The 22,044-nt window shown below is 57.3% G+C and carries 24 protein-coding genes and 1 tRNA gene; 21 read left to right on the top strand and 4 right to left on the bottom strand.

The window, feature by feature from the left end; all coding sequences use genetic code 11:
- Window positions 1–412: 412 nt before the first annotated feature.
- The 16 genes from ACAW74_RS16610 (at window position 413) to ACAW74_RS16535 (ending at window position 13,021) form a co-directional block, all read left to right on the top strand.
- Window positions 413–601, top strand: a complete 189-nt coding sequence (locus tag ACAW74_RS16610; protein ID WP_015332508.1) for a DUF6728 family protein — start codon at window positions 413–415, stop codon at window positions 599–601.
- Window positions 598–948: an MmcQ/YjbR family DNA-binding protein gene (locus ACAW74_RS16605; protein WP_370699336.1), complete on the top strand. Its 351-nt coding sequence runs from the start codon at window positions 598–600 to the stop codon at window positions 946–948. The genes ACAW74_RS16610 and ACAW74_RS16605 overlap by 4 nt, the downstream gene beginning before the upstream one ends.
- Window positions 949–1,046: 98 nt before the next feature.
- Entirely contained in the window at window positions 1,047–1,610 is a 564-nt protein-coding gene (locus tag ACAW74_RS16600; protein ID WP_370699335.1) for a tetratricopeptide repeat protein, read from the top strand.
- Between the two features lie 412 nt (window positions 1,611–2,022).
- The gene (locus ACAW74_RS16595; protein WP_370699334.1) at window positions 2,023–2,346 is read left to right on the top strand and encodes an ACT domain-containing protein; all 324 of its coding nucleotides are present in this window, start codon (window positions 2,023–2,025) and stop codon (window positions 2,344–2,346) included.
- 3 nt (window positions 2,347–2,349) lie between these two features.
- Window positions 2,350–3,282, top strand: a complete 933-nt coding sequence (locus ACAW74_RS16590; RefSeq protein WP_370699333.1) for a DUF1684 domain-containing protein — start codon at window positions 2,350–2,352, stop codon at window positions 3,280–3,282.
- Window positions 3,283–3,295: 13 nt separating this feature from the next.
- On the top strand, window positions 3,296–3,754 hold the full coding sequence (locus ACAW74_RS16585) for a DUF4395 domain-containing protein (protein ID WP_370699332.1): 459 nt from the start codon (window positions 3,296–3,298) through the stop codon (window positions 3,752–3,754).
- Between the two features lie 9 nt (window positions 3,755–3,763).
- Complete coding sequence (locus ACAW74_RS16580) at window positions 3,764–4,579, top strand: phytanoyl-CoA dioxygenase family protein (protein ID WP_370699331.1); 816 nt, start codon at window positions 3,764–3,766, stop codon at window positions 4,577–4,579.
- A gap of 94 nt (window positions 4,580–4,673) precedes the next feature.
- Complete coding sequence (locus ACAW74_RS16575) at window positions 4,674–6,143, top strand: phytoene desaturase family protein (protein ID WP_370699330.1); 1,470 nt, start codon at window positions 4,674–4,676, stop codon at window positions 6,141–6,143.
- A gap of 88 nt (window positions 6,144–6,231) precedes the next feature.
- Window positions 6,232–6,786: a carboxymuconolactone decarboxylase family protein gene (locus tag ACAW74_RS16570; protein WP_370699329.1), complete on the top strand. Its 555-nt coding sequence runs from the start codon at window positions 6,232–6,234 to the stop codon at window positions 6,784–6,786.
- Entirely contained in the window at window positions 6,779–7,597 is an 819-nt protein-coding gene (locus ACAW74_RS16565) for a mycofactocin-coupled SDR family oxidoreductase (protein ID WP_370699328.1), read from the top strand. Before ACAW74_RS16570 ends, ACAW74_RS16565 begins: the two co-directional genes overlap by 8 nt.
- 21 nt (window positions 7,598–7,618) lie before the next feature.
- On the top strand, window positions 7,619–9,097 hold the full coding sequence (locus tag ACAW74_RS16560; RefSeq protein ID WP_370699327.1) for an amino acid permease: 1,479 nt from the start codon (window positions 7,619–7,621) through the stop codon (window positions 9,095–9,097).
- On the top strand, window positions 9,063–9,929 hold the full coding sequence (locus tag ACAW74_RS16555) for a chromate resistance protein ChrB domain-containing protein (protein ID WP_370699326.1): 867 nt from the start codon (window positions 9,063–9,065) through the stop codon (window positions 9,927–9,929). The genes ACAW74_RS16560 and ACAW74_RS16555 overlap by 35 nt, the downstream gene beginning before the upstream one ends.
- A gap of 79 nt (window positions 9,930–10,008) precedes the next feature.
- Entirely contained in the window at window positions 10,009–11,085 is a 1,077-nt protein-coding gene (locus ACAW74_RS16550) for a Fic family protein (protein WP_370699325.1), read from the top strand.
- Window positions 11,086–11,093: 8 nt separating this feature from the next.
- A complete protein-coding gene (locus ACAW74_RS16545) occupies window positions 11,094–11,207 on the top strand; it encodes a helix-turn-helix domain-containing protein (protein ID WP_370699897.1) in 114 nt (37 codons plus the stop codon).
- 92 nt (window positions 11,208–11,299) lie between these two features.
- Complete coding sequence (locus ACAW74_RS16540; protein WP_370699324.1) at window positions 11,300–11,869, top strand: hypothetical protein; 570 nt, start codon at window positions 11,300–11,302, stop codon at window positions 11,867–11,869.
- Between the two features lie 3 nt (window positions 11,870–11,872).
- Window positions 11,873–13,021 carry a chromate transporter gene (locus ACAW74_RS16535; RefSeq protein WP_370699323.1) on the top strand — a complete coding sequence of 383 codons (1,149 nt, stop codon included), beginning with the start codon at window positions 11,873–11,875 and terminating at the stop codon, window positions 13,019–13,021.
- Between the two features lie 76 nt (window positions 13,022–13,097).
- Here ACAW74_RS16535 and ACAW74_RS16530 read toward each other — a convergent pair whose 3' ends face one another.
- The 4 genes from ACAW74_RS16530 to ACAW74_RS16515 form a co-directional block, all read right to left on the bottom strand.
- Window positions 13,098–14,633, bottom strand: coding sequence for an RtcB family protein (locus ACAW74_RS16530; protein ID WP_370699322.1), 1,536 nt, complete (start codon window positions 14,631–14,633; stop codon window positions 13,098–13,100).
- A 136-nt stretch (window positions 14,634–14,769) separates the two neighbouring features.
- A complete protein-coding gene (locus tag ACAW74_RS16525) occupies window positions 14,770–15,885 on the bottom strand; it encodes a slipin family protein (RefSeq protein WP_370699321.1) in 1,116 nt (371 codons plus the stop codon).
- Between the two features lie 12 nt (window positions 15,886–15,897).
- Window positions 15,898–16,218 carry a hypothetical protein gene (locus ACAW74_RS16520; RefSeq protein ID WP_370699320.1) on the bottom strand — a complete coding sequence of 107 codons (321 nt, stop codon included), beginning with the start codon at window positions 16,216–16,218 and terminating at the stop codon, window positions 15,898–15,900.
- A gap of 10 nt (window positions 16,219–16,228) precedes the next feature.
- Window positions 16,229–16,291, bottom strand: a tRNA-Ser gene (locus ACAW74_RS16515).
- A gap of 330 nt (window positions 16,292–16,621) precedes the next feature.
- Between ACAW74_RS16515 and ACAW74_RS16510 the strand changes: the two genes are divergently transcribed.
- The 5 genes from ACAW74_RS16510 (at window position 16,622) to ACAW74_RS16490 (ending at window position 21,941) form a co-directional block, all read left to right on the top strand.
- Window positions 16,622–17,671: a helix-turn-helix transcriptional regulator gene (locus tag ACAW74_RS16510; RefSeq protein ID WP_370699319.1), complete on the top strand. Its 1,050-nt coding sequence runs from the start codon at window positions 16,622–16,624 to the stop codon at window positions 17,669–17,671.
- 95 nt (window positions 17,672–17,766) lie between these two features.
- Window positions 17,767–19,431 carry a M28 family metallopeptidase gene (locus tag ACAW74_RS16505; protein ID WP_370699318.1) on the top strand — a complete coding sequence of 555 codons (1,665 nt, stop codon included), beginning with the start codon at window positions 17,767–17,769 and terminating at the stop codon, window positions 19,429–19,431.
- A gap of 74 nt (window positions 19,432–19,505) precedes the next feature.
- Window positions 19,506–19,748, top strand: a complete 243-nt coding sequence (locus tag ACAW74_RS16500) for a hypothetical protein (protein ID WP_370699317.1) — start codon at window positions 19,506–19,508, stop codon at window positions 19,746–19,748.
- 195 nt (window positions 19,749–19,943) lie between these two features.
- Window positions 19,944–20,948 (top strand): aldo/keto reductase, encoded by a 1,005-nt coding sequence (locus tag ACAW74_RS16495; RefSeq protein ID WP_370699316.1) that lies wholly within the window; start codon window positions 19,944–19,946, stop codon window positions 20,946–20,948.
- Between the two features lie 75 nt (window positions 20,949–21,023).
- On the top strand, window positions 21,024–21,941 hold the full coding sequence (locus ACAW74_RS16490) for a helix-turn-helix domain-containing protein (RefSeq protein WP_370699315.1): 918 nt from the start codon (window positions 21,024–21,026) through the stop codon (window positions 21,939–21,941).
- Window positions 21,942–22,044: the final 103 nt, after the last annotated feature.

The following is a 22,044-nucleotide window of genomic DNA, read 5'->3' as shown; positions in this document are numbered from 1 at the left end:
TTACCGTATATCAAGGTGAGGCTAGTCATCGAAACCGCCAACAGGCAGGTGCGTAAAGTCGCAAAGGCTACGTAGGAGGCAACGAAGGCGGCACATGAACCGCTCTGTTGCTGCCGTTACGTACCTGAAAAGCGCCGCAATAGCCTCAGAGGAACGCGCACAGGCCCATCAGACATAACTAACTGGCGGGTGGTTTGGCTGGCTCGATTGATTATCTGGCCCATTTGGGGCGCCGGGTAGGGGGGCGCTCATCAGATCGACCGATGGCCACGAAGGCACAGAGGGCTTGATGCCCTATTTTTGTGGGGCGGGTAAACCTTTTCGCTCGCTAAAACGCTATAGGAATGGGTGAGGCCGCGCTCAACGGAACACGGTTGCTCATCCGGCAGTCGAACTTTAAAACACACTTTCTGTGAGCCGTTTAACTGATTATCTCAAGATTGGGCCGGTGTTTAATTACTTCCTGCGGGTGTTTCGCAAACCCGATCCCAATCAGCCCACGAGCGTAAACCTCCGCATGATGCACGGCATCAACCGGATCTCCATCATCATGTTCCTATTCTGTTTGCTGGTGATGCTGTACCGCGCCTTTTTCCGATGAGCTTCGACGAACTCCGCACCTATTGCCTGAGCAAACCCGCCACCACCGAGTCGCTTCCATTTGACGAAACAACACTTGTGTTCAAGGTAGCGGGGAAAATGTTTGCCCTCAGCGACATGGATAGCCGCCCGATGCGCGTAAGCCTGAAGTGCGATCCGGAGCGGGCCGTGCTGCTGCGCGACGAACATGCGGCTATCGAAGGGGCGTTTCACATGAATAAACGGCACTGGAACACGGTCACCTCGGATGGTTCGTTGCGCGATAGCCTTATCCGCGAGTTGATCGATCATTCATACGAACTGGTGGTGGCGGGGCTGCCCAAAGCCGTCCGGCAAACACTGGCCTGACCCGACCCGACCAGTTGACCAGAAAACTAGTTTTAACGCCCATAATGTGTGGGGATGTGCGTAATTTAGCTATTCGTAAATCGTAGGAACAGCGTGGTATGGAGGTTATACTGCTGGGCTTTTTGTTTGTCGTTTACCTGGTGCTCCGGTACTATCTGATCGACCATGAAACAGCCTCCGAAAAAGACATGAAGCGGTTTCTGCCGGGGATTCAACTGGTGAAAAACCGCGAGATCGAGGCGGCGTTTGATTACTTCAACGATGCCGTGCAGAAACACCCCCAATCGGCGGTGGCGTATGCCTATCGGGGTAAGTGTCAGCTGTTGCTGGAAAATCACTTCTCTGCCATCTACGACCTCACGCAGGCCGTCAACCGCGATAATACGCTGGCCGACTGTTATCTGGACCGGGGTATTGCGCTCTACCGGGTAGAGCAGTACACCGAGGCTTTCCGGGAATTCGACAAAGCCGTCTGGCACATCCGCGACGAACGCCCCGACGCTTATCGCTGGCGTGCGCTGGCCCGCGTGGAACTACGGCAACTGAGTCAGGCCGAGAGCGACCTTCGGCGGGCCGTGTTGCTGGGCGACGAAAACGCCTTCCAACTACTGCGTCAGCCGCCCTTCTCCCGCCCGAAACACGCCAATAGCGACCGTAACTAACCGACTCCCGCCCCCGGCATGGCCGGTACTGGCCACCCCGTATTGAACGTACCTGAACGGTTTGGGCCTGCGTAGCGCGCGGTTGTTCGGTATGACCCGAAATTTTTTGATGGATGCGCTGCCCGAAACACAGGCGACAGGCGTGGGTGTGTCTGGCGAAAAGTGATTAATAATCAGGGTACTATATATTTAGTCCGCAAAGTAGATAGACTAATGTATAAATGGCTGACAATCATTTTTTTAGCTATTTCTTGCATCCTATAAAATCACATACCAACTTTGTCCCATAGCCACTACGGCAGTTGTCGCTGTAGAGGCTTTCCCGTAAGTCAGATCCACACTGGCTTATTTCTTTAAAGAATAAATCTATTAAATAGATAGATTATATAGTCTAAAGCTTGTTTTGAGTCCAATGAACGCAACACAACCAGCAACACAGGCAACGCTGTCGGGCGGGCGGGCCACCCGCTCCGCTCATGTGGCTTTGGCGGGCGCACGAACCAGTTATTACATCACCGGTTTCGACCGCCCGAGTTTCGTCAACGACATCACGCAGGCGGTGCCGCAAGACGACCGCTGCCGCATCCTGGGAATGACCTTTGAGGTGCAGGCGGGCGTGCGGGTAACGGGCTGCCTGACAGTCGACGTACCCGACGAAACCCACCGGACCGTGCTGCAACGGCAGTTGCGCGCTATCCGGGGTGTGGTGAGCATCAACGAACTAAACAACGACTAAGCCATGGACGAGATGATCATCGAAACGGGCCCGATCAACCCCTACGCCCGCACCTTTTTCTGGTTTTGGGGGCTGGCCTGCCTGGCCCTCATCGGCTTCCGGTCCGATGAGCCGACCTATCGGCAGCGGCTCGAGGTCTGGCATCAGCAACGGATTGAATCATTGCGGAGCGAAACCGGCTGGCTGAATCTGGCGGGGCTGTTCTGGCTCAAAGAGGGAGCCAATGAAGCGGGTACCGATCCGGGAAACGATCTGACATTCCCCGCCGACCGGGCGCCGGCTCAGCTGGGTACGTTCCGGCTGGCGAAGGGGTCGGTACAGTTTGAGGCGGCTCCTGGTGCTACCGTCCTGGCCGATGGCGAGCCCGTGCTGACCACGAAAACCATCTTCTCGCCGGAACTGACGAAGCCAATCACGCTGAGCCATGGGTCGCTGCGCTGGTTTGTCATCAAACGCGGCGATCGGTATGCCGTTCGGCTGCGCGATCTATCCAGCCCACTACTGAAGGCGTTTACGGGTATCGAGCGGTTTCCGGCTGATGAAAGCTGGCGCGTGACGGCCCACCTGGAGCGCCCAACCGCGCCGCGCACCATCCCGATTCTGGACGTAACGGGCCAAACGTCGCAGCAGCCGCTGGCCGGTACGCTGGTCTTCGATCATCAGGGAAAAACTTACCGGCTCGATGCCGTCAGGGAAGGCGACCGGAAGCTGTTTATTCTGTTTGGTGACCAAACCAATACTCGCGATACCTATGGATCAGGCCGTTTTTTGTATGCCGACCTCCCCGATGAACAGGGTAATGTCGTGCTGGATTTCAACCAGAGTATCAACCCGCCCTGCGCCTTTACGCCTTTTGCCACCTGCCCGTTGCCCCCCAGCCAAAACCGACTGGCTACTGCCGTTCGGGCGGGCGAGAAACGGTACGGTAACCACTAATTAGCCAACCAATATGAGCAATAACCTCATTTGTCCAACGGATGGCGTTCAGGTCAACGAAACCAAAGTACGGCTGATTGCTGGGCTGGTGCTGACAATCGCCATTGTTTACTTCCTGACGGCGTCGCTATGGGCCGGTAGCCTGATGCTGCCCCTGCTGTTACTGATTGATTTTGGGCTGCGCAGTTCAACGTGGGGGCGCTACAGCCCGCTGGGGTACGTGGCCGACCAACTCATCAGCGCCGCAAAACTGCCCTATAAAGGCACCGATCTGGCGCCCAAACGCTTTGCCGCCCGCATTGGATTGGGCTTCGCCCTGCTCATTGCCGGGTTGCAGCTGGCGGGTATATCAAGCCTTATCCCGACAGCCGTGCTGGCGGTATTTGCCGCCCTGGAAGCTGGGGTTGGCTTCTGCGCCGGTTGTTACGTCTATACGTTTTATGTGCGTCTGTTTCCGAAGGCGCTTAACTAATTCATCCGCATGCTGACCATCACCGACTCTCCGGTTCAACTCCACGAACTCCTATCCACCCAGCAACTTGACTTCTTTCGCCGCAACGGCTATCTCCACATCAAACAGTTCGTTGACCGCTCTACGGTGCAGTCGTTTCTGGCTGATATTGAGCGGATTGAAGCGGAATGGCTGGCCGACTGTCTCGATAAGATCAACGGAACGCCCATCAAATTCGGCTACGACGAAACCGGACGCCGGATTGTGCAGCGGTTTGCGTTTACGTCGCACTACAGCCCGCTGCTGACGGAGTTCCTGTCCGACGAACGTCTGCAGGCGCTTACCCAACTCCTGACGCCCTACGCGGGTCGGATTAGCCCTCAGGAGAAAGACGGGCTGGTGGTCAATCATTACGTGCGGGCATCGGAGTCGAGCTTCTCACGCATGGGCTGGCATACCGATAGCCCTCGCGATCTGTTTCTGGGGGGGCGCATCCGGCCGATGCTCAACGTGGGACTGCACCTCGACGACTGCCCCCAATCGAACGGGGGGTTGCGGGTGCTGCCCGGCACGCACCGCCAGAGCACGCTGCTGACGCTCTTCCGCAAACGGCAGTTTATCGATCACCGGCCCGATCGCCGCGAAGTGGGCTTCGACATCGAGGCGGGTGACCTCACCATCCACGACGGCAACCTGTGGCACCGCGTAGAACAGTCGCCGCACATTGGTGCCGCCAGCCGCCGCCGGGTGATGTACATCCCTATCATTACGGGCGACTACCAGCCCAAGGATGCCAGCAGCCGAACTCCCTTTTACCACCGGTTTGCCAAGCGGATTCAGGATTAAACGCGCCAACGATTTTCGTTGTGTATATTGATGAACACGCCCCACAGTCGCACCTGTCTGGGTAGGCTGGTGGGGCCCGGCGGGTGCGCAAACAATGGCGGAAACTAACTACGATGCGGTGATTGTGGGCGCGGGCCCGAACGGCCTGAGTGCGGCCATTGTGCTGGCGAAAGCGGGGCTGTCGGTGGTAGTGCTGGAAGCCCGCGACACCATCGGGGGCGGCACCCGGTCGGCACAGCTCACGCTGCCCGGCTTTGTGCACGACATGGGGTCGGCGATTCATCCGCTGGCGGCGGGCTCGCCCTTGTTTCAGCAGCTACCCCTCGCCGACTACGGGCTGGAGTGGATCTACCCACCCGTTGCGGCGGCTCATCCGTTCGATGGGGGCGGGGCGGCCGTGCTGGCGGGGTCCGTGGCCGAAACGGCCCAACGGCTGGGCTCCGATGCGGCAACGTACCGGTCGCTTTTTGAGCCGATTGTGGCACACTGGACCACGCTGGCCCCCGACCTGCTGGGGCCCCTGCGCTTCCCGAACCATCCGATCGATCTGGCCTCGTTTGGTCTCGATGCACTGCTACCGGCAACGTACCTGGCCCGTCGGTTCAAGACCACCGAAGCGCGGGGCCTGCTGGCGGGGATGGCGGCACATGCCATTCAGCCCCTTACCAACCTCACCACCTCGGCGATTGCGCTGGTACTGATGGCGGCGGGGCACCAACGCGCCGAATCCGGGTCCGGCTGGCCCATGCCCAAAGGCGGCTCGCAGCAGATTGCCAACGCGCTGGCGGCGTACCTGCAATCGCTGGGTGGCCAGATCGTAGTCGATCGGCCGGTGCGCTCAATGGCCGATCTGCCCAAATCGCGCGTGGTGCTCTTCGACCTGACGCCCAAACAATTGCTGCGTATCGTGGGCGACGGGTTTCCGTACATCTACCGGAAGCAACTGGAACACTACCGCTACGGCCCCGGCATTTTCAAAATCGACTGGGCACTCGACGGCCCTATCCCGTTCACCAATTCCGATTGCGGGCAGGCGGGTACTATCCACCTCGGCGGCACGCTGGAAGAAATTGTACTCGCCGAACAGCAAACCTACGACGGCGGCCACCCCGACCGGCCCTATGTGTTGCTGGCGCAGCAAAGCCGTTTTGACCCGACGCGGGCTCCCGCTGGCCAACACACCGCCTGGGCCTATTGCCACGTACCCAACGGCTCGACCATCGACATGACCGGCGTAATCGAACGGCAGGTCGAGCGATTCGCGCCTGGTTTTCGCGACCGCATCCTGGCCCGACATACGATGAATACGGCACAGGTCGAGGCCTGGAACCCCAATTATGTGGGGGGCGACATTAACGGCGGCATCATCGACTGGCGGCAGCTGTTCACGCGGCCTACGCTGAGCCTGTCGCCCTACCAGACTGGCAAATCGGGCGTGTATATCTGCTCGTCGGCCACCCCGCCGGGGGGAGGCGTACACGGGATGTGTGGCTACCACGCGGCCCGGGTCGCCCTGCGCGACAGCTTTGGGAAGGACGTGCCCATTTCGCTGCTTGGCTCGTAACCGATAGGTTGAGGGAATGAACGTGGTAGGGTAGAGGCTTCGGTCGTAACTTGCCATTACTCGTTATCCTAAAAACGGACAGAACGCTATGACACCCCGCATTGACCCGCTACCCGAATCTGCCGCTTCCGATGCGCTCAAAGCCGCCTGGGCTAGGCACATTGACGATTACCCCGGCTCGCGGATTACCAACATGAAAGCCACGCTGAGCCATTCGCCGCTGGCGTTCGACGTGTATATGCAATGGTATCCGTTGTATCACGCGGTTATCGGCATCATGGGCGAGCGGTCGGCGTATCTGTTTGCGCACGCAATTTCAGAAGCGAGTAACTGCCCGCTTTGCACCACGTTTTTCCGCAAGATCATCATTCAAAACGGTGAGCGGCCCGAAGACCTGCACCTGACCGACGACGAGCAACACCTGCTTGACTTCGGCGCCGCCATTGCCCAAAACCGGGGTGACGTACCTGACGAGGTCTACGATCCCATCCGGCAGCGGTTTTTGGCACCGGAAATCGTTACCCTTGTTGCCTTCGCCGGGCAGATGATCGCCACGAACCTGATGAATAACGTGCTGCATGTCAGCATTGATGAGTACCTCTATCCTTATTTGCCCTTAACCCAATCTTCCCATCATGCCTGACTCGTCTGAAAACCGGACCACCCCTAAAGTCGCCTTCATCACAGGTGCCGCCCACGGACAGGGCCGGGCCGTAGCGCTGGCGTTAGCCAACGAAGGCATCAATATCGTCGCCTTCGACGTCGCCCAAAACCTGACGTACCCAGCCTACACCTTCGGCTCAGCCGACGAACTGACGCAGTTGAAAGTGGATGTGGAAGCCTTAGGGGCGGGTTGTTTGCCCGTGACGGGCGATGTGCGGAACGACGCCGACGTGACCCGCGCGGTGGAGCAGGCGATGGCTGAATTCGGGCGGATCGATATTCTCTTCAACAACGCGGGTATCTGTGCCTACGGACTGGCGCACGAACTCACCGAAGACGCCTGGGATGCCATGCTCGACATCAACCTGAAGGGGGCCTGGCTGGTGGCGCGGCGCGTTATTCCGGTGATGATGGAACAGAAATCGGGGGTTATTCTCAACAATTCGAGCATCGCCGGTCTGCGGGGTATGAATCGCCTGAGCCATTACGCCGCCTCGAAATGGGGGCTCGTTGGCCTCACCAAATCATGGGCTATCGAGCTGGCACCCTACAACATACGCGTCAATTCCATCCACCCCACGGGCGTCAATACGCCCATGAACGACGGACTGGCGGCGCTGGAAGGCACCACCACGCAGGAAATTGCCGAGCGGTCGGCGGGAAATTTATTGCCGGTTCCCTGGGTTGAACCAGAAGACGTGTCGGCGATGGTGCTATACCTGGTCTCCGACGGGGCACGCTACATCACCGGTTCCCAATTCGTGCTCGACGCAGGTTTGCTGACCCGTTAATAGCTATTTCTCAACGTACCTATGCGCATTAAATCGCTTGAACGACTGCGGCAGGAAGCCGCGGCTAGTGACTCATCGACCCTTAAACGATCGCTGGGCGCGTTCAACTTAGTAGCCATTGGCATTGGCGTCATCATTGGCGCGGGCCTATTTTCCCTCACGGGTATCGCCGCCGCCAACCATGCCGGGCCAGCTGTAACGCTTTCCTTCGTGGTGGCCGCTGTGGGTTGTGCGTTCAGTGCCCTATGCTACGCTGAGTTTGCCGCAATGGTACCCATTTCAGGGAGTGCCTACACGTATGCGTATGCCACGCTGGGCGAACTCTTCGCCTGGATCATCGGCTGGGACCTGGTGCTCGAATACTCCGTCGGGGCGGCTACGGTGGCCATCAGCTGGTCGCAATACCTCAACCGATTTCTGGGGAACTACGGCCTGCACATTCCGCCTCAAATTATGCTGTCGCCGTTTGAAACCGCCACTGGTGCCGACGGGTCGGTCGTAACGGGTTTTATGAACGTACCTGCGGTGTTGATCGTAGTACTCATCACCAGTATCATCATTCGTGGCACGTCGGGTTCGGCTATCTTCAACGCCATTGTGGTCACGCTGAAAGTGCTGGTCGTACTCGTATTCATCGCCCTCGGCTGGCAGTATATCGACCCGGCCAATTATCAGCCCTACATTCCGACCAACACGGGTACGTTCGGCGAATACGGCTGGAGCGGGGTTTTGCGGGGCGCGGGCGTCGTGTTCTTCGTCTTTATCGGCTTCGACATTGTGGCCACGATGGCACAGGAAGCCAAAAATCCGCAGCGCGACATGCCTATTGGCATTATTGGCTCGCTGGTAGTCTGCACCATTCTGTTCGTGCTGTTCGGCTACGTCATGACCGGTATGGCCAACTATACCGAGTTTAAAAACAGCGCGGCACCGGTGGCCATTGCCATCGAAAAAACGCCCTACCGCTGGCTGGGACAACTCATCATCGGCGCCATTCTGATCGGCTATACGTCTGTCATCCTGGTCGATCTGCTGGGGCAGTCGCGGGTGTTTTTCTCGATGAGCCGCGATGGACTGTTGCCTAAGGCGTTTTCGGAGGTGCACCCCCGTTTCCGTACGCCTTGGAAAGCCAACGTGCTGCTGTGCGTATTCATTGGCCTGTTTGCCGGTTTTGTACCCATTCGCGTAGTGGGCGAAATGACGAGCATCGGCACGTTGCTAGCCTTCGTGATGGTCTGCATCGGCATTCTGATTCTGCGCAAAAAACAGCCCGACGCTCCCCGCGCTTTTCGTACCCCGTGGGTACCCGTGGTGCCGATTCTGGGTATTCTGACCTGCCTCGTGATGATGGTCTCCCTACCCGGCGACACCTGGTTGCGGCTCGTCATCTGGCTGGCCATTGGGCTGGCGATCTATTTTGCGTACGGCAAAAAACGCAGTAAACTGCATCTTTCCTCCGTAAGTGATGATCTGGATCACCCGCGAACGCCCGAAGATTGACCGCATCGCCTGCCCCTGGCTCATACGCCGCTTTATCGACCCCGACGCCCAGATCGTGTTTGTACCTGCCGACGATGTGCTGACCCAAGCTGAGGCCCTGGGCGCAACGCCCTTCGACGTACCTGGCGTTGAGTTTTCGCATTACGGCACCGACTGTACCTTCGATTGTTTCCTGAAAAAATACGACATGCGTGATCCGGCTCTGCACACGATAGCACCCATTGTGCGCGGAGCCGACACCGATAATCACGCCCTGGCCGAGCAGGCCGCCGGGCTGTGGGCCATCTCGGCCGGGCTGGCCTATAACCTGCAAAATGACGAGGAATTGCTGGCGCAGGGCATGGTCCTCTACGATGCGCTCTACAGCTGGGCAACGTACCTGCAACACGAGAAGCACACGCAGAACCCCACCGAAAATCGCCTGATTCAGGTGATGGCAACGTACCTGGCGTCGCAGAAGAAAGCCCGGAAACGAACGCCCGGCTGGATTCGCGAACTCGAAACCCTGATTCAGGACCATATCGACACTAACCGGATCGGCGGTCCGGCGGGCATCAGCCTTAAAGCCCTTTCCGAAGCGGTGCAACTAAACCCGACCTACCTGTCGCGGGAATTTGCCACCCACTTCGACAACCTGACCTTTGGCGAATACATCCGGAAACTGCGCATCGACAAAGCCATCCAACTGCTCAGCGAGCCCGATCATTCGCTCCTCGACATTGCGTACCTGACGGGTTTTTTCGATCAGAGTCATTTCACGCGGGTGTTCAAAAAAGTGGTCGGCATAAGCCCGTCGGCTTATCGAAAACAGGTTCAAAAAGGTAAAGAATAGGCCAACGGGTAATCAACAGGCTTATCTTCTAGCAAGGTATATCATACATTTGCGGATACAATACGGATACAATACGGATATGATATTTGAGCACAAGCTCCAGTTCGATTTTGCGGCAACACAGGAAATAATACGTCGTATTGGCCTGATTGACGCGTTTCGGGGGAAATGGGAAGCTATCGAGCAAAAAAATAACCGTTATCTGCGCGAGTTAAGGCGAGTCGCTACTATCGAAAGTATTGGGTCATCCACCCGCATTGAAGGGGCTATCTTAACCAATGAGGAGGTTGAAAAACTGGTACGGAGTGTAAAGGTCACCGAGTTTAAAACCCGCGATGAACAAGAGGTATTTGGCTATTATGAAGCCTTGGATCTGATTCTGGACCATGCCAAAGCAATCGAATTAACCGAGTCTTACGTAAAGCAGCTGCACGGTGTCCTGCTTCGCTATAGCGATAAAGACCAACGGCACCGGGGCAGTTACAAAGCCCTTTCGAACCAGGTTGTGGCTAACTACCCGGACGGTACACAACGGGTCATATTTAACACGACGGCGCCGCACCTGATCGAAGCGGAGATGTTTGACATGCTCCGGTGGGTGGCTGCGGCCTTAAGCAACAAGCAAATTCACCCGCTTCTGGTTATCGGGCTTTTTGTCTATGAGTTTCTCTCTATTCACCCGTTTCAGGACGGTAACGGCCGGTTGTCGCGATTATTGACAACCTTGCTGTTGTTGAAAATGGGCTACGACTTCGCCCAGTATGTGTCGTTTGAAAATATTATCGAGCAGCGGAAAGCCGATTATTACCGGGCATTGATGGCGGGTCAGCAACATCGGGGAACAGATCGTGAGCTCATTGGCGATTGGATCATCTTCTTTCTCGACTGTTTGAAAACGTTAACTGATCGGTTAAACAATAAGTATGCGCTGTATAAAGATAAAGGTGGTTATCTCAATGCCCGACAGCAGCGAGTCGTTGCGTCGTTCCAGGCGAATCGACCTGTCAAGGTTAGCGATCTGTCTGCGCTGCTGCCTGATTTGTCGGTGAACACGCTCAAAAAGGACCTGCAATACATGGTGCAGCAGGGCATGCTGGAACGGATGGGTGAAGGAAGGGCAACGGTGTACGTACTCAAAGACAAAACAGCGACCTAACTTCCGACATTGCGTACCTGACGGGCTTTTCCGATCAGAGTCATTTCACGCGCGTGTTCAAAAAAATGGTCGGCATAAGTCCGTCGGCTTATCGAAAACAGGTCCAAAAAGGTAAAGAATAGGCCAAAGGGCAATTCTGTGCTATGCCAGCCAACGAAGCGTTCATAGCCTTGTAACCGGGTTCGGTTCTGGTATGCCGAGCCCAGTCAACGCTATGTTTACGCGCATGCTTTACGGCTACTCAACTTATTGTCAGGCTTTGTTTTTTCGGCCTGTCGGGCTGCTAACTATCAGCCTGTTGTTAACCCTGATCCCGTTGGCGATGCACGCCCAGCAGGTACCTCCCGTCCATGACTATCCCCGCACGGTGCTGTATCAGGGTATTCTTCACCCGATCGTGACGTTCAGTCAGGATGCGCCGGTGGTCAATTTTAAAAGCTTTTACCAGGTTGGTTTTCCCGTCGGAGTCAACATCTGGAAAACGGCCAACATCGGTTATTCGCTGGAAATCGTGCCGTTTATCCGATCCGAAGCGGGGATTAGCCGGGTCAACAATGTGCTGTTTCATCCGGGTGTGCTGGTAGGCCTGGGTAAAGGGTTTACGCTCGCTAATCGGTTGGCGTTTGAAACCGGTGGGCGCTACGGGGTTACGCCGGTATTGAACAAAACCTTCCGTCGGCCCGGCCCGATGAATTATTTTCTGGCCATACCACTACCCGTTCGCTTTGGCAACGACCGCCCCACCAGCGCCACGCTCGGTTTTCAGTTCGGCGTTTCTTTCTGAGCCATGCATACAACCGCTACCTATTCGCTCCGTGACCTGGTGGTTTACTTCCTGAAACTAGGAACCGTTGGTTTTGGTGGACCACCCGCCCTGATCGGCTACATGCACCGCGATCTGGTGGTAGCCCGCCAGTGGATCAGCGAAGCCGACTACCGTGAAGGTGTAGCGCTGGCGCAGTTGGCACCCGGCCCGCTGGCGGCTCAACTGGCCATTTATCTGGGCTACGTACACTACGGCATACTTGGCGCAACGGCCGTTGGCGTGGCCTTCGTGATTCCCTCTTTTCTGATGGTGCTGGCGATTGGCTGGGCCTACGTGCGCTTTGGCGGATTAGCCTGGATTCAGGCCATTTTTTACGGCATCGGGGCGGCTGTTATCGCCATTATTGCGATGGGTACGTATAAGCTTACCCTCAAAACCGTTCGCCCGGCCGATTGGCTAGGCTGGGTGATTTTCGGGGTTTCGGCGGTAACGACGGCAGTTCTGGAAACGGAACTGATCGGACTTATCGTGGGCGCGGGCGTGCTCTACTGGCTGGTTAAATCGCCCCCCGATTTTCGACAGTTGAGCCGTCTGGGTACGTTGTCGCCCACTATAGAGTTGTGGGGGCTGGCGACACCGGGGTCGATTTACTGGAAACTGGCCCTGTTTTTCGGGAAAGCGGGCGCGTTTGTTTTTGGTAGCGGTCTGGCCATTGTTCCGTTTCTGTACGGGGGCGTCGTGAAGGAATACGGCTGGCTCAACGAGCAGCAGTTTCTGGATGCGGTGGCCGTTGCCATGATCACGCCGGGGCCGGTGGTCATCACGGTAGCTTTCATTGGGTATCTGGTGGCGGGCTGGGCTGGTGCCTGCGTAGCGGCCCTAGCCACGTTTTTGCCCTGCTACCTGCTCACGATTCTGCCCGCCCCTTACTTCAAACGCTACGGTCAACGACCCGGCATCCGGGCCTTCGTCGATGGCATCACCATTGGTGCGGTCGGTGCCATTGCCGGGGCAGTTGTTGTACTGGGTCGACGGCAGCTGACCGACTGGCCTGCACTATGCCTGGCCCTGCTGGCGGGCGTGCTTTTGTGGCGGTTCAACAAGTTACCCGAGCCTTATTTAATTGCCGGTGCTGCTTTATTGGGTGTTTTACTAAAAACCATTTCGTAGGCTGATCTGGCCGTTAAAAAATCAGCCCCCACTGACGATCAATGGGGGCTGATTGACAAGTAGCGGGTTCCTGACCTCAATCTTCGCGCCCTTCTTTCCGGTTGGCGTCGGCCATCCGAACGATTTTGGGCGTAAACTTCGCCAGTACCGATACCAGATCACGTTGAGCGTTAATGACAGTATCGATGTCTTTGTACACCATCGGCGCTTCGTCGAGGTCGCCACCCACCAACTGCACGTCGGCGTCGGCGAGCGCTTTGTTCCACTGCGACCGGGTGATGCTGTTGAACGCCTGGGTACGTGACATCAGCCGTCCGGCCCCGTGCGACGCCGAATTGATCGATTCGGCGTTGCCGCGTCCGCGCACGACAAAGCCCGGTTGGGTCATTGAGCCGGGAATGATCCCCAACACATCGGGACCAGCGGGCGTTGCACCCTTGCGATGGACGATCACCTCACGGCCATCGGCCAGTTGCTCTTTCCAGGCAAAATTGTGGTGGTTCTCGACCATCACCAGTGGTTTCTGACGCAGGGCTTTGGCCAGTTTCCGGTGGATTTCGTGGTGATTGGCCGAAGCGTATTCACCCGCCAGGTTCATCGCAATCCAGTATTCCTGCCCTTCCTCGGTGTTCAGGTCGAGCCAGGCCAGGTGCGCCGCTTCTTTGGGCAGCTTCGTCTTCTGCATGGCCAGTTTCGAGTAGTAATTAGCCACATTGCCGCCAAAACCCCGCGACCCCGAGTGCGACAGCAGGGCCAGGTACTCGCCCGGTGTCAGGTTCAGTCTGGTCTCCGCGCCTTCGTCGGCATACACCTCCACAATGCCCCACTCCACAAAATGGTTGCCCGTTCCCGAGCTACCCAACTGCCGGTAGGCTTTGTCTTTCAGGTCCCGGATCACCTTCGTGGCGCGCCATTCAGGCAAATCCATCACGCTTTCATCGAGCTTTTCGCGGGTTTCGCCCCCGATGCCAAACTTGGTTTGCTCCACCAGCGATTTTTTCAGCAAATGCGGTTCTCGCTTCAGAAAATCGGGCGTCAGGTCGAAGATCGACAGGCACATCCGGCAGGCAATGTCGACTCCCACCGCAAACGGAATCACGGTATTCGCCTCGGTCGCCAATACGCCGCCGATGGGCAGTCCGTAACCCTGATGGGCGTCGGGCATGAGCGCGCCCGCCACCGACACCGGCAGGCTCGCAGCCGTGTGCATCTGTTTCAGCGCGCCTTCTTCGATGAAATCGCGCCCGAAGACCGCGTAGGGGAGTGGTCCCTCACGCAGATCGAAGGCGGTTTCGGTCTGTTTCTGATCGGTGTTTAGTACGTATGGCGCGGGCTCGGCGGGCAGGTACGTTGCCCCGGTTTCGCTCAGCGGAATGCTAACACCCTGCTGACTCAGTTCATACACCGACCGGGCCAGGTTCGTGACTTTGTTTTTCGAATAGGCAAACTTCTTCGGATTCTGGAGCAACTGCGCCAGCAAACCCAGTACGTACGCTTTAGGGTATTCGGCCCGTTGCGTCAGCCCGTTGGCTACGCGCAGAAACGCCGGTTGCAGCGCCTCGGGAATCGGCCCCAGCGCCAGTAATTCGTCAAGAGAAAAGGAGGTTTCCATGGGATGGTTTTGTTTTTTGGTGCGGTTACCCCCCGCCGGAATGCCGGACCACCTAAAGGGTGCCTGCTGGCGCTTTAGTAGCTCCGCCGTAGGCGTATTCGTGCGCCAGCGGGCTCCCTTTAGGGCGGGGGGTAACTTACTTCACAAACAATTGCTTCAACTGATCGACGATCGGGCCGCCGTTGGACACGGAAATAGAATTGATCTTGTCGGCGATTTTTTCTACGTACTCCATCTCTTTCAGCTTCCACAGCATCTCGTTGTCTTCCATCAGCTTGGCGGTGTTCAGCAAGCTACGGGTCGAAGCGGTTTCTTCGCGGCGCATGATGCTGTTGGCCTGCGCTTTTTTCTCGGCCATCAGCACCTGATTCATGATGTCGCGCATGTCGCCCGGCAAAATGATGTCGCGCACCCCACCGCCCCGCAACTCGATACCCAGCGCGGCAGCTTTAGCGGCGGTGGCGGCCAGCACAAACGGCGCCAGGTCGTTTTTGCGGTCCAGCAACTCGTCGAGCGTCAGGCCACCGATGTATTCACGCAGGGCCAGCTGCACGGCAACATATAACTGCTTGTCGTAGTCTTTGTTGTCGACCAACGCCTTCAGCACGTCACGTACCTGATAGGGCACGAAGAAGCTCAACCGCAGCGAGGCTTTGTCTTTGGTCAGCATCTCCTGACCCGACACCTCCAGTTGCTGCTGCCGCATGTCGACTTTCAGGACGTGGATGGGCGTGGTGTTTTTCCACCAGTGATACGTACCTGGCGTCAACACCCGATCAAATTGCCAGTCGACAAACAGCACGCCCTGCTCGTGGGCTTCCACGGAATACGTCCGCACGTAGGCCGACAGCGGCTGCGGCATCAGCGAGGCCAGGTCAACCTCGGCCGGAATGGTCAACTGGCTCAGATCGGCCCGGATGTAGGTGTATTGTTTCACGCCCTTCCAGTAAGCCCAGCGGCCTTTGCGCAGAATGGTCTGAAACAGACCCGTCGACGACCCGGCGATCCGCTCGTATTGCAGCGCGATTTCGTTGTCGTTGACGTCTATTACATCAAGGGCCGCGGCGACCTCCGGGTGAGCCAGCAACAGGGCCAGCTCGCAGGGTGGGTTCTGGAACGGCTCTCCCTGATTGTAGACATAGACGGTTTCGTTGGACCAAACCCAGTGGTTGCCCGCCGACAGCTTTTTTTTGTAGCCGCCATGTTTAAATACAAGCCCAATCTGATGAGCCAGGATGCGTACCGTTTTCATTGCAAATGGTGTTTAAGGTAATTCATTAAAAAACCGATCAGCCAGCGACCCGCCTAGCCCACGCGGAAGCCGACGCGGCGACTGCTTTGGTGCGAGGCATTGGGAACCTGTGTTGGCGAGGAGGCCGGCCCCATCAGACGCAACGCTGTCTGACGAACCAACGTACCCAGCCAACAACCCGGTTACCGCCGCCAAGCCCGCCCCAGCCGCGTTACCGGCCCGCTGGCGCTGACTAAGCTGTGGTGGTCGGGCGAACCCAACCGCCACCGGATCGTGGCTGACCGATCCAATTATCGAGTGACCATTTTTAGAAGCGGTCGACTTCCCATCCATGGATCAACTTTACAGGTTGATAGCAGGATTCGAACCTGCATTTTGCTGTTGCTCTACCATTGAGCTACCCTGCCGAAACAGAGGGAGGACTTGAACCCCCAACCCACAGATCTAATAGTGCAGCCACCTGCTACCAGCAGCATATCGGGATCAGCCAGCGGCTGCGATACTACGGGGCCCTGCAGAAACCCTCGTCCGGGCTGGCCATCGGCGCTTTCACTACGACAAAGGTTTAGGCCATCTGCGCAGTCTTTTTGCGCAGATGAAAAATTTTTACAAAAATTGAATGATGGATGGGACCGCAGCTTACGACTTAAGAGTGCGCGTCTGGATGAAAAGGATTGGCTATCATAAGCATAAAATCCGCGATCATCCTTAAAATCCATGTCATCCGCGTGCCATTATGCCTACCAACCGAAACGCCCTTATTCGCTATAAAACGCTGGACGTCTGCCTGCGCAACCGGCAACGCAAATGGACGCTCGACGACCTGATCGAGCGTGTCTCCGAAGCCCTGTACGAGTATGAAGGCATCGACAAAGGCATCAGCCGCCGCACTGTGCAGGCCGATCTGCAACTGATGCGCAGCGACAAACTGGGTTATTTTGCGCCCATCGTGGTGATCGACAAAAAGTACTACACCTACGACGATCCCACCTACAGCATCACTAACATTCCACTGTCGGATGGCGATCTGTCGCGGATGAATGAAGCCGTAGAGGTGCTGAAACAATTTCGGGGCTTCTCGCATTTTTCGGCACTCAACGAGGTGGTGCAGAAGCTGGAAGATCACGTCTATGCCACTGCTCAGAAGTCGGCGCGGGTGATCGACTTCGAGAAGAACGATAACCTGCGGGGCCTTCACCTGCTCGACGAACTCTACCAGGCGGTAATTCAGAAACGGGCGCTCCGAATCGAGTATCAGTCGTTTTCGGCCCGCGCTCCGCAGACGTTTACCTTTCACGTCTGGTGGCTCAAGGAGTTTAAAAACCGCTGGTTTGCCGTTGGTCTGCGCAACGGCAAAGGGATGCTCAACAACCTGGCCCTCGACCGGATGCTGTCGCTCAGCGTAGATACTTCCGCCGACTACGTACCCAACGAGCACATCGACCCCGACCATTATTACCGGCACGTCATCGGCGTCACGGTGAGCGAAAATCTGCGGCCCGTTCGCGTGAAGCTCTTCGTGATCGCCCGCCACGCGCCCTACGTCGAAACCAAACCCCTGCACCATTCGCAACGGGTGCTGGAGCGAACCGAAGCCGGTATCCTGATCGAACTGCTAGTGCAGCACAACTTCGAACTGGAAAAAGAAATCCTGGGCTTTGGCGATGGCATGCAGGTGCTCGAGCCCGCCCGGCTGCGCCATAGCATCCAGAAACGGCTGCAAGCCGGGTTAGCCGCCTATGGGCCTAATCCTGAGCCAGTGGTCTCGCCAGCTACCGACAACTGACCGAATAGGGCGTTTTCCTCAGCCGGATGCCGTATCTTGTCGATAGTTAAGCTGGCCCCTCAATCCGGCACATCCAGTCAATTAATACGCCCCGAATGATACTCAACTCGCGCGTTTTTTTCTTCCTCTGCGCCGGACTAATTCAGTCCGTTTCTGCGCAGGTCACCACTAGTACCATCCCCGCTGAGGCCCAACAGGCGGCCAAACGGGTCAAACCCGAAGCCGTGGAAGCCCACATGCGCTACCTCGCCGACGACAAACTGGCAGGCCGCAAACCCGGTACGCCCGGCTTTGAATTGGCGGCACAATACGTCGAAAAGCAGTTTCAGACGCTGGGCTTCAAGCCCGCCGGTCAGCGGGGTACGTACCGGCAGGCCGTGCCGTTGCGGAAAGCGCAGGTGCGGGAGGAGGGAAGCTCGATGGTGCTGACCCAAAACGGACTAACGTACCCACTGACCTACGGCCGTAACTTTGTGTTGAGCCCCAACTTTGGCGAAGCCACGAGCGAAGTGTCGGCCGAGGTCGTATTTGTTGGCTTTGGCGTGTCGGCGCCCGAACTGGGCTACGACGACTACGCCAACATCGACGTAAAAGGAAAGATCGTGGCCTGCTTCAACGGCGCGCCGGCTTCGTTCCCGTCTAATCAGCGGGCCTACTCTGGGTCGGCCAAGCAGGAAGTCGCCGCGGCGCGCGGGGCCGTGGGCATCATCACCTTCAGCCTGCCTACCGATATGCGCGCCCGAATCGAGTCCAACGCGCCCCGCAACCGGCAGGCCATTTACCGCTGGACCGACGCGCAGGGCCGCGCGCAACGTACCTACCCGCAGCTTCGGGTGGTGGCTTCTCTGGGCGACTCGACCTGCCGGGCGCTGTTTGCCAACGCACCCCGCTCGTTTGCCGACGCCCGCACCGCCGCCAACCAAAGCAAGCCGCAGGCGTTTCCGCTCAACGTATCGGTGCAGGCACGTACCCAGACCGACCTGAACGACGGCCTGGTGGGCGAAAACATCGTGGGATTGCTGCCCGGCATCGACCCGAAACTGAGTGGTGAATACGTCGTCTACGTCTCTCACCTCGACCACCTCGGCGTTACTCGTCCGATTAAGGGCGACTCCATTAACAACGGAGCGCACGATAACGCCTCGGGCGTGGCCATCAACCTCGAAGCCGCTCGTCTCTTCTCGACACTACCCCAGAAACCCCGCCGATCGATTCTGTTCGTGGCCTTAACGGGCGAGGAAATGGGCCTGCTGGGGTCCGATTATTTCGCCAGCAACCCCACCGTACCGAAAGAGCAAATCGTGGCGAACCTGTGCCTCGACATGCCGTTCTTCTTCCATCCGCTGCTCGACATCGTACCCTATGGCTCCGAGCATTCGAGCATGAAAGGGGCCGTGGAAGCCGCCGCCAGCTTTGTGGGCGTGCAGATCGCCAAAGACCCTATTCCCGAGCAGTCGGTCTTTATGCGGTCTGACCACTTCAGCTTCGTACGCCAGGGCATTCCGGCCATTTATGTCAAGAGTGGCTCCACTACCGGTGATTCACGCGACGGTACCAAACTCAATCTCGACTGGCGGGCCACCACCTACCACACCCCGCAGGACGACATGAACCAGCCGTTTGACTGGAGCGCCGCCGCCCGGCACGTGCAGTTACAATTCCTGATTGGCTACCTGACGGCCCAGGCTACTGAACGCCCGGTCTGGAACGCGGGCGATTTCTTTGGTACAAAATTTGGTGGAAAAAATACAATTCGATGAGAAGGCAGTAAGCTTTAGGGAAATGGTGCTTATAAGGTAGCAGCGTGCCCTCAAACCACTAAATAGGCTCGATTATGGCTTCGATGAACGACGAACTCCTCCCCTTAGATGGCATTGACGACGAAGCATACCTTCAGGACTTGTTTGACTCAATTGCCCAGTATCCACGCCAGAAAGGCAACGTACCCAATGATCTGCCCCTGAACGGGCTGGCCCGGTTTAGCGGCACCATCGATCAGGTACGTACCGGCGTCGCCATGTCCGATTCGGCGGCCCGCAGCAGCTACGGCTACTACACACAGTGGGCATCGTGGTAGGTCCAGGCACTACGATCGCGGGTAAATAACGATTGGCTACCTGTTAAGGGCCCAATCCAGCATACACCAAAACGAGGCAGTCTGTAATGGGCTGCCTCGTTTTGTGTTGTAGAACCTCCGGTTTGTATAGGCCGCCGCGGCCCGTGGGGCTGGACCTTTGTTGCGGAAATAACCAATCGGTTGCCGCAACAACGTATGAACACTATCAAACGAGTAGCCCTGGGGAGCCAGGGATTGACTGTACCCATCGAAGGGTTGGGCTGCATGGGCATGACCGCCGGGATCAACGGCATGTCGGTATATGGTACCGCCGACGAAACTGAAAGCGTCGCCACGATTCACCGGGCGCTGGAACTGGGCGTAAACCTGCTTGATACCGCCGATCTGTATGGCCCTATGCTGAACGAGCGTCTGGTCGGGAGGGCCATTGCTGGTAAACGCGACGGCGTGATTCTGGCCACCAAATTTGGCTTCGAGGTCGATGACAACGAAACCTACACCAATCGACTGAACGGCCACCCGGACTACATCCGCAAGTCGATCGAGCGGTCGCTGACCAACCTCAACACCGATTACATCGACCTATATTACCTGCACCGGCTCGACCCGAACGTACCCATCGAAGACAGCGTAGGGGCCATGAGCCGGTTGGTCGAGGAAGGAAAAGTGCGGTTTCTGGGGCTGTCGGAAGTATCGCCCGAGATCCTGCGGCGGGGGCATGCCGTACACCCTATTACGGCTCTGCAAACTGAGTATTCATTGTTCGACCGGGGTGTTGAAGAGGATGGTGTGCTGGCCGCCACGCGTGAACTGGGCATCGGCTTCGTGGGTTATTCTCCACTGGGGCGCGGCTTCTTGTCGGGCGAGCTCAAAACGCCTGATGATTTCGAGCCCAACGATTCCCGCCGGTTCTTTCCGCGTTATCAGGGCGAGAATTTTTACAAAAACCTGGCGCTGGTGGATAAGCTAAATGAGTTGGCTACCGCGAAAGGGGTAACGGCGGCGCAACTGGCCCTGGCCTGGGTGCTGGCGCAGGGCGTGGTCGCCATTCCCGGCACCAAACGCCGAACGTACCTGGAAGCCAATGTGGCTGCCGCCGACCTGGTTCTGACTCCGGATGAGCTGAGCCAGCTGGAGGCCATCATGCCTGTAGGTAGTGCGGCTGGGGCAGCTTATCCCGAGCTTTTTAAAAACGATTAATAGAGTGGTTAGCCTGTTCAGCACCGGGTTTGTTACTCAACAAGCCCGGTGCTGAACAGGGCCAAAACAACTGGTATGAAACACACCGCCAACGAGTTCCAGCTGCTGAACACGGTTACGGAATACACCCGTTTCTACGACCTGCCCGCGCCAGCCCACCCGCTATTGGCGCTGATCGATATGGAAGTGGTGCGCAACAAGCCCTGCCCGCCCACGCCGGTGGTGCAGCAGATCTACACGATGTCATTGAAGCGCAACCTGAAAGGCGGGACGATTCTCTATGGCCATCGGTCTTACGACTTCAACGAGGGGGTGATGACGTTTCTGGCCCCCGGTCAGGGTTGCTGGGCCGCCAGTACGCTGGATCTGTCGGAGGTGAGTGGCTGGATGCTGATTTTCCACCCGGATCTGATTCGTAAATACCCGCTGGGCAAGAAAATAGCGGGCTACAGCTTCTTTTCGTATCAGGTCAACGAGGCCCTGCACCTGTCGGCGCAGGAAGAACACTTACTGGAGAATCTGTTGGCGGGCATCCGGGCCGAATACAGCCAGCCGATCGACGCCTTTAGCCAGGATATGCTGGTGGCGCAACTCGACGTGCTGCTGACGTACGCCAACCGGTTTTACCACCGGCAATTCCTGACGCGTCGCGTCGCCGAGCATGACCTGCTAACCCGCTTCGAAACCCTGCTGACGGGCTACTTTGCCCTGGATAGTGAGCGCCCGCTGCCCACGGTACAGTATTTCGCCGAACAGTTGAACGTATCCCCGGCGTACCTGAGCGATATGCTCCGGTCGCAGACGGGACAAAATACGCAGCAACACATTCATCAGGCGCTGATCGACAAGGCCAAGCAATTGATCCTGGGTACGTCCCTGACCATCAATGAAGTAGCCTTTCAACTGGGCTTCGAGTACCCGCAGTATTTCAGCCGGTTATTCAAACGCAAAGCCGGGATGACACCCGTAGAATACAGGCTGTCGGTGCAATAAGGCGTTTCGTATCCCGCGTAAACAGGCTCGCTGCCCGTATGTCGTATTCAGGTAGTAATGCCTTTGAGGAGCGTATGGTGTTTCTGATACGTCCCGCCGGGTT

The sequence above is a fragment of the Fibrella musci genome (genome assembly GCF_041321105.1).
GTDB classification, from domain to species: Bacteria; Bacteroidota; Bacteroidia; order Cytophagales; family Spirosomataceae; genus Fibrella; species Fibrella musci.
Note: the sequence above shows the minus strand (reverse complement) of the source record. Positions and strands in the feature narration are given on the sequence as shown.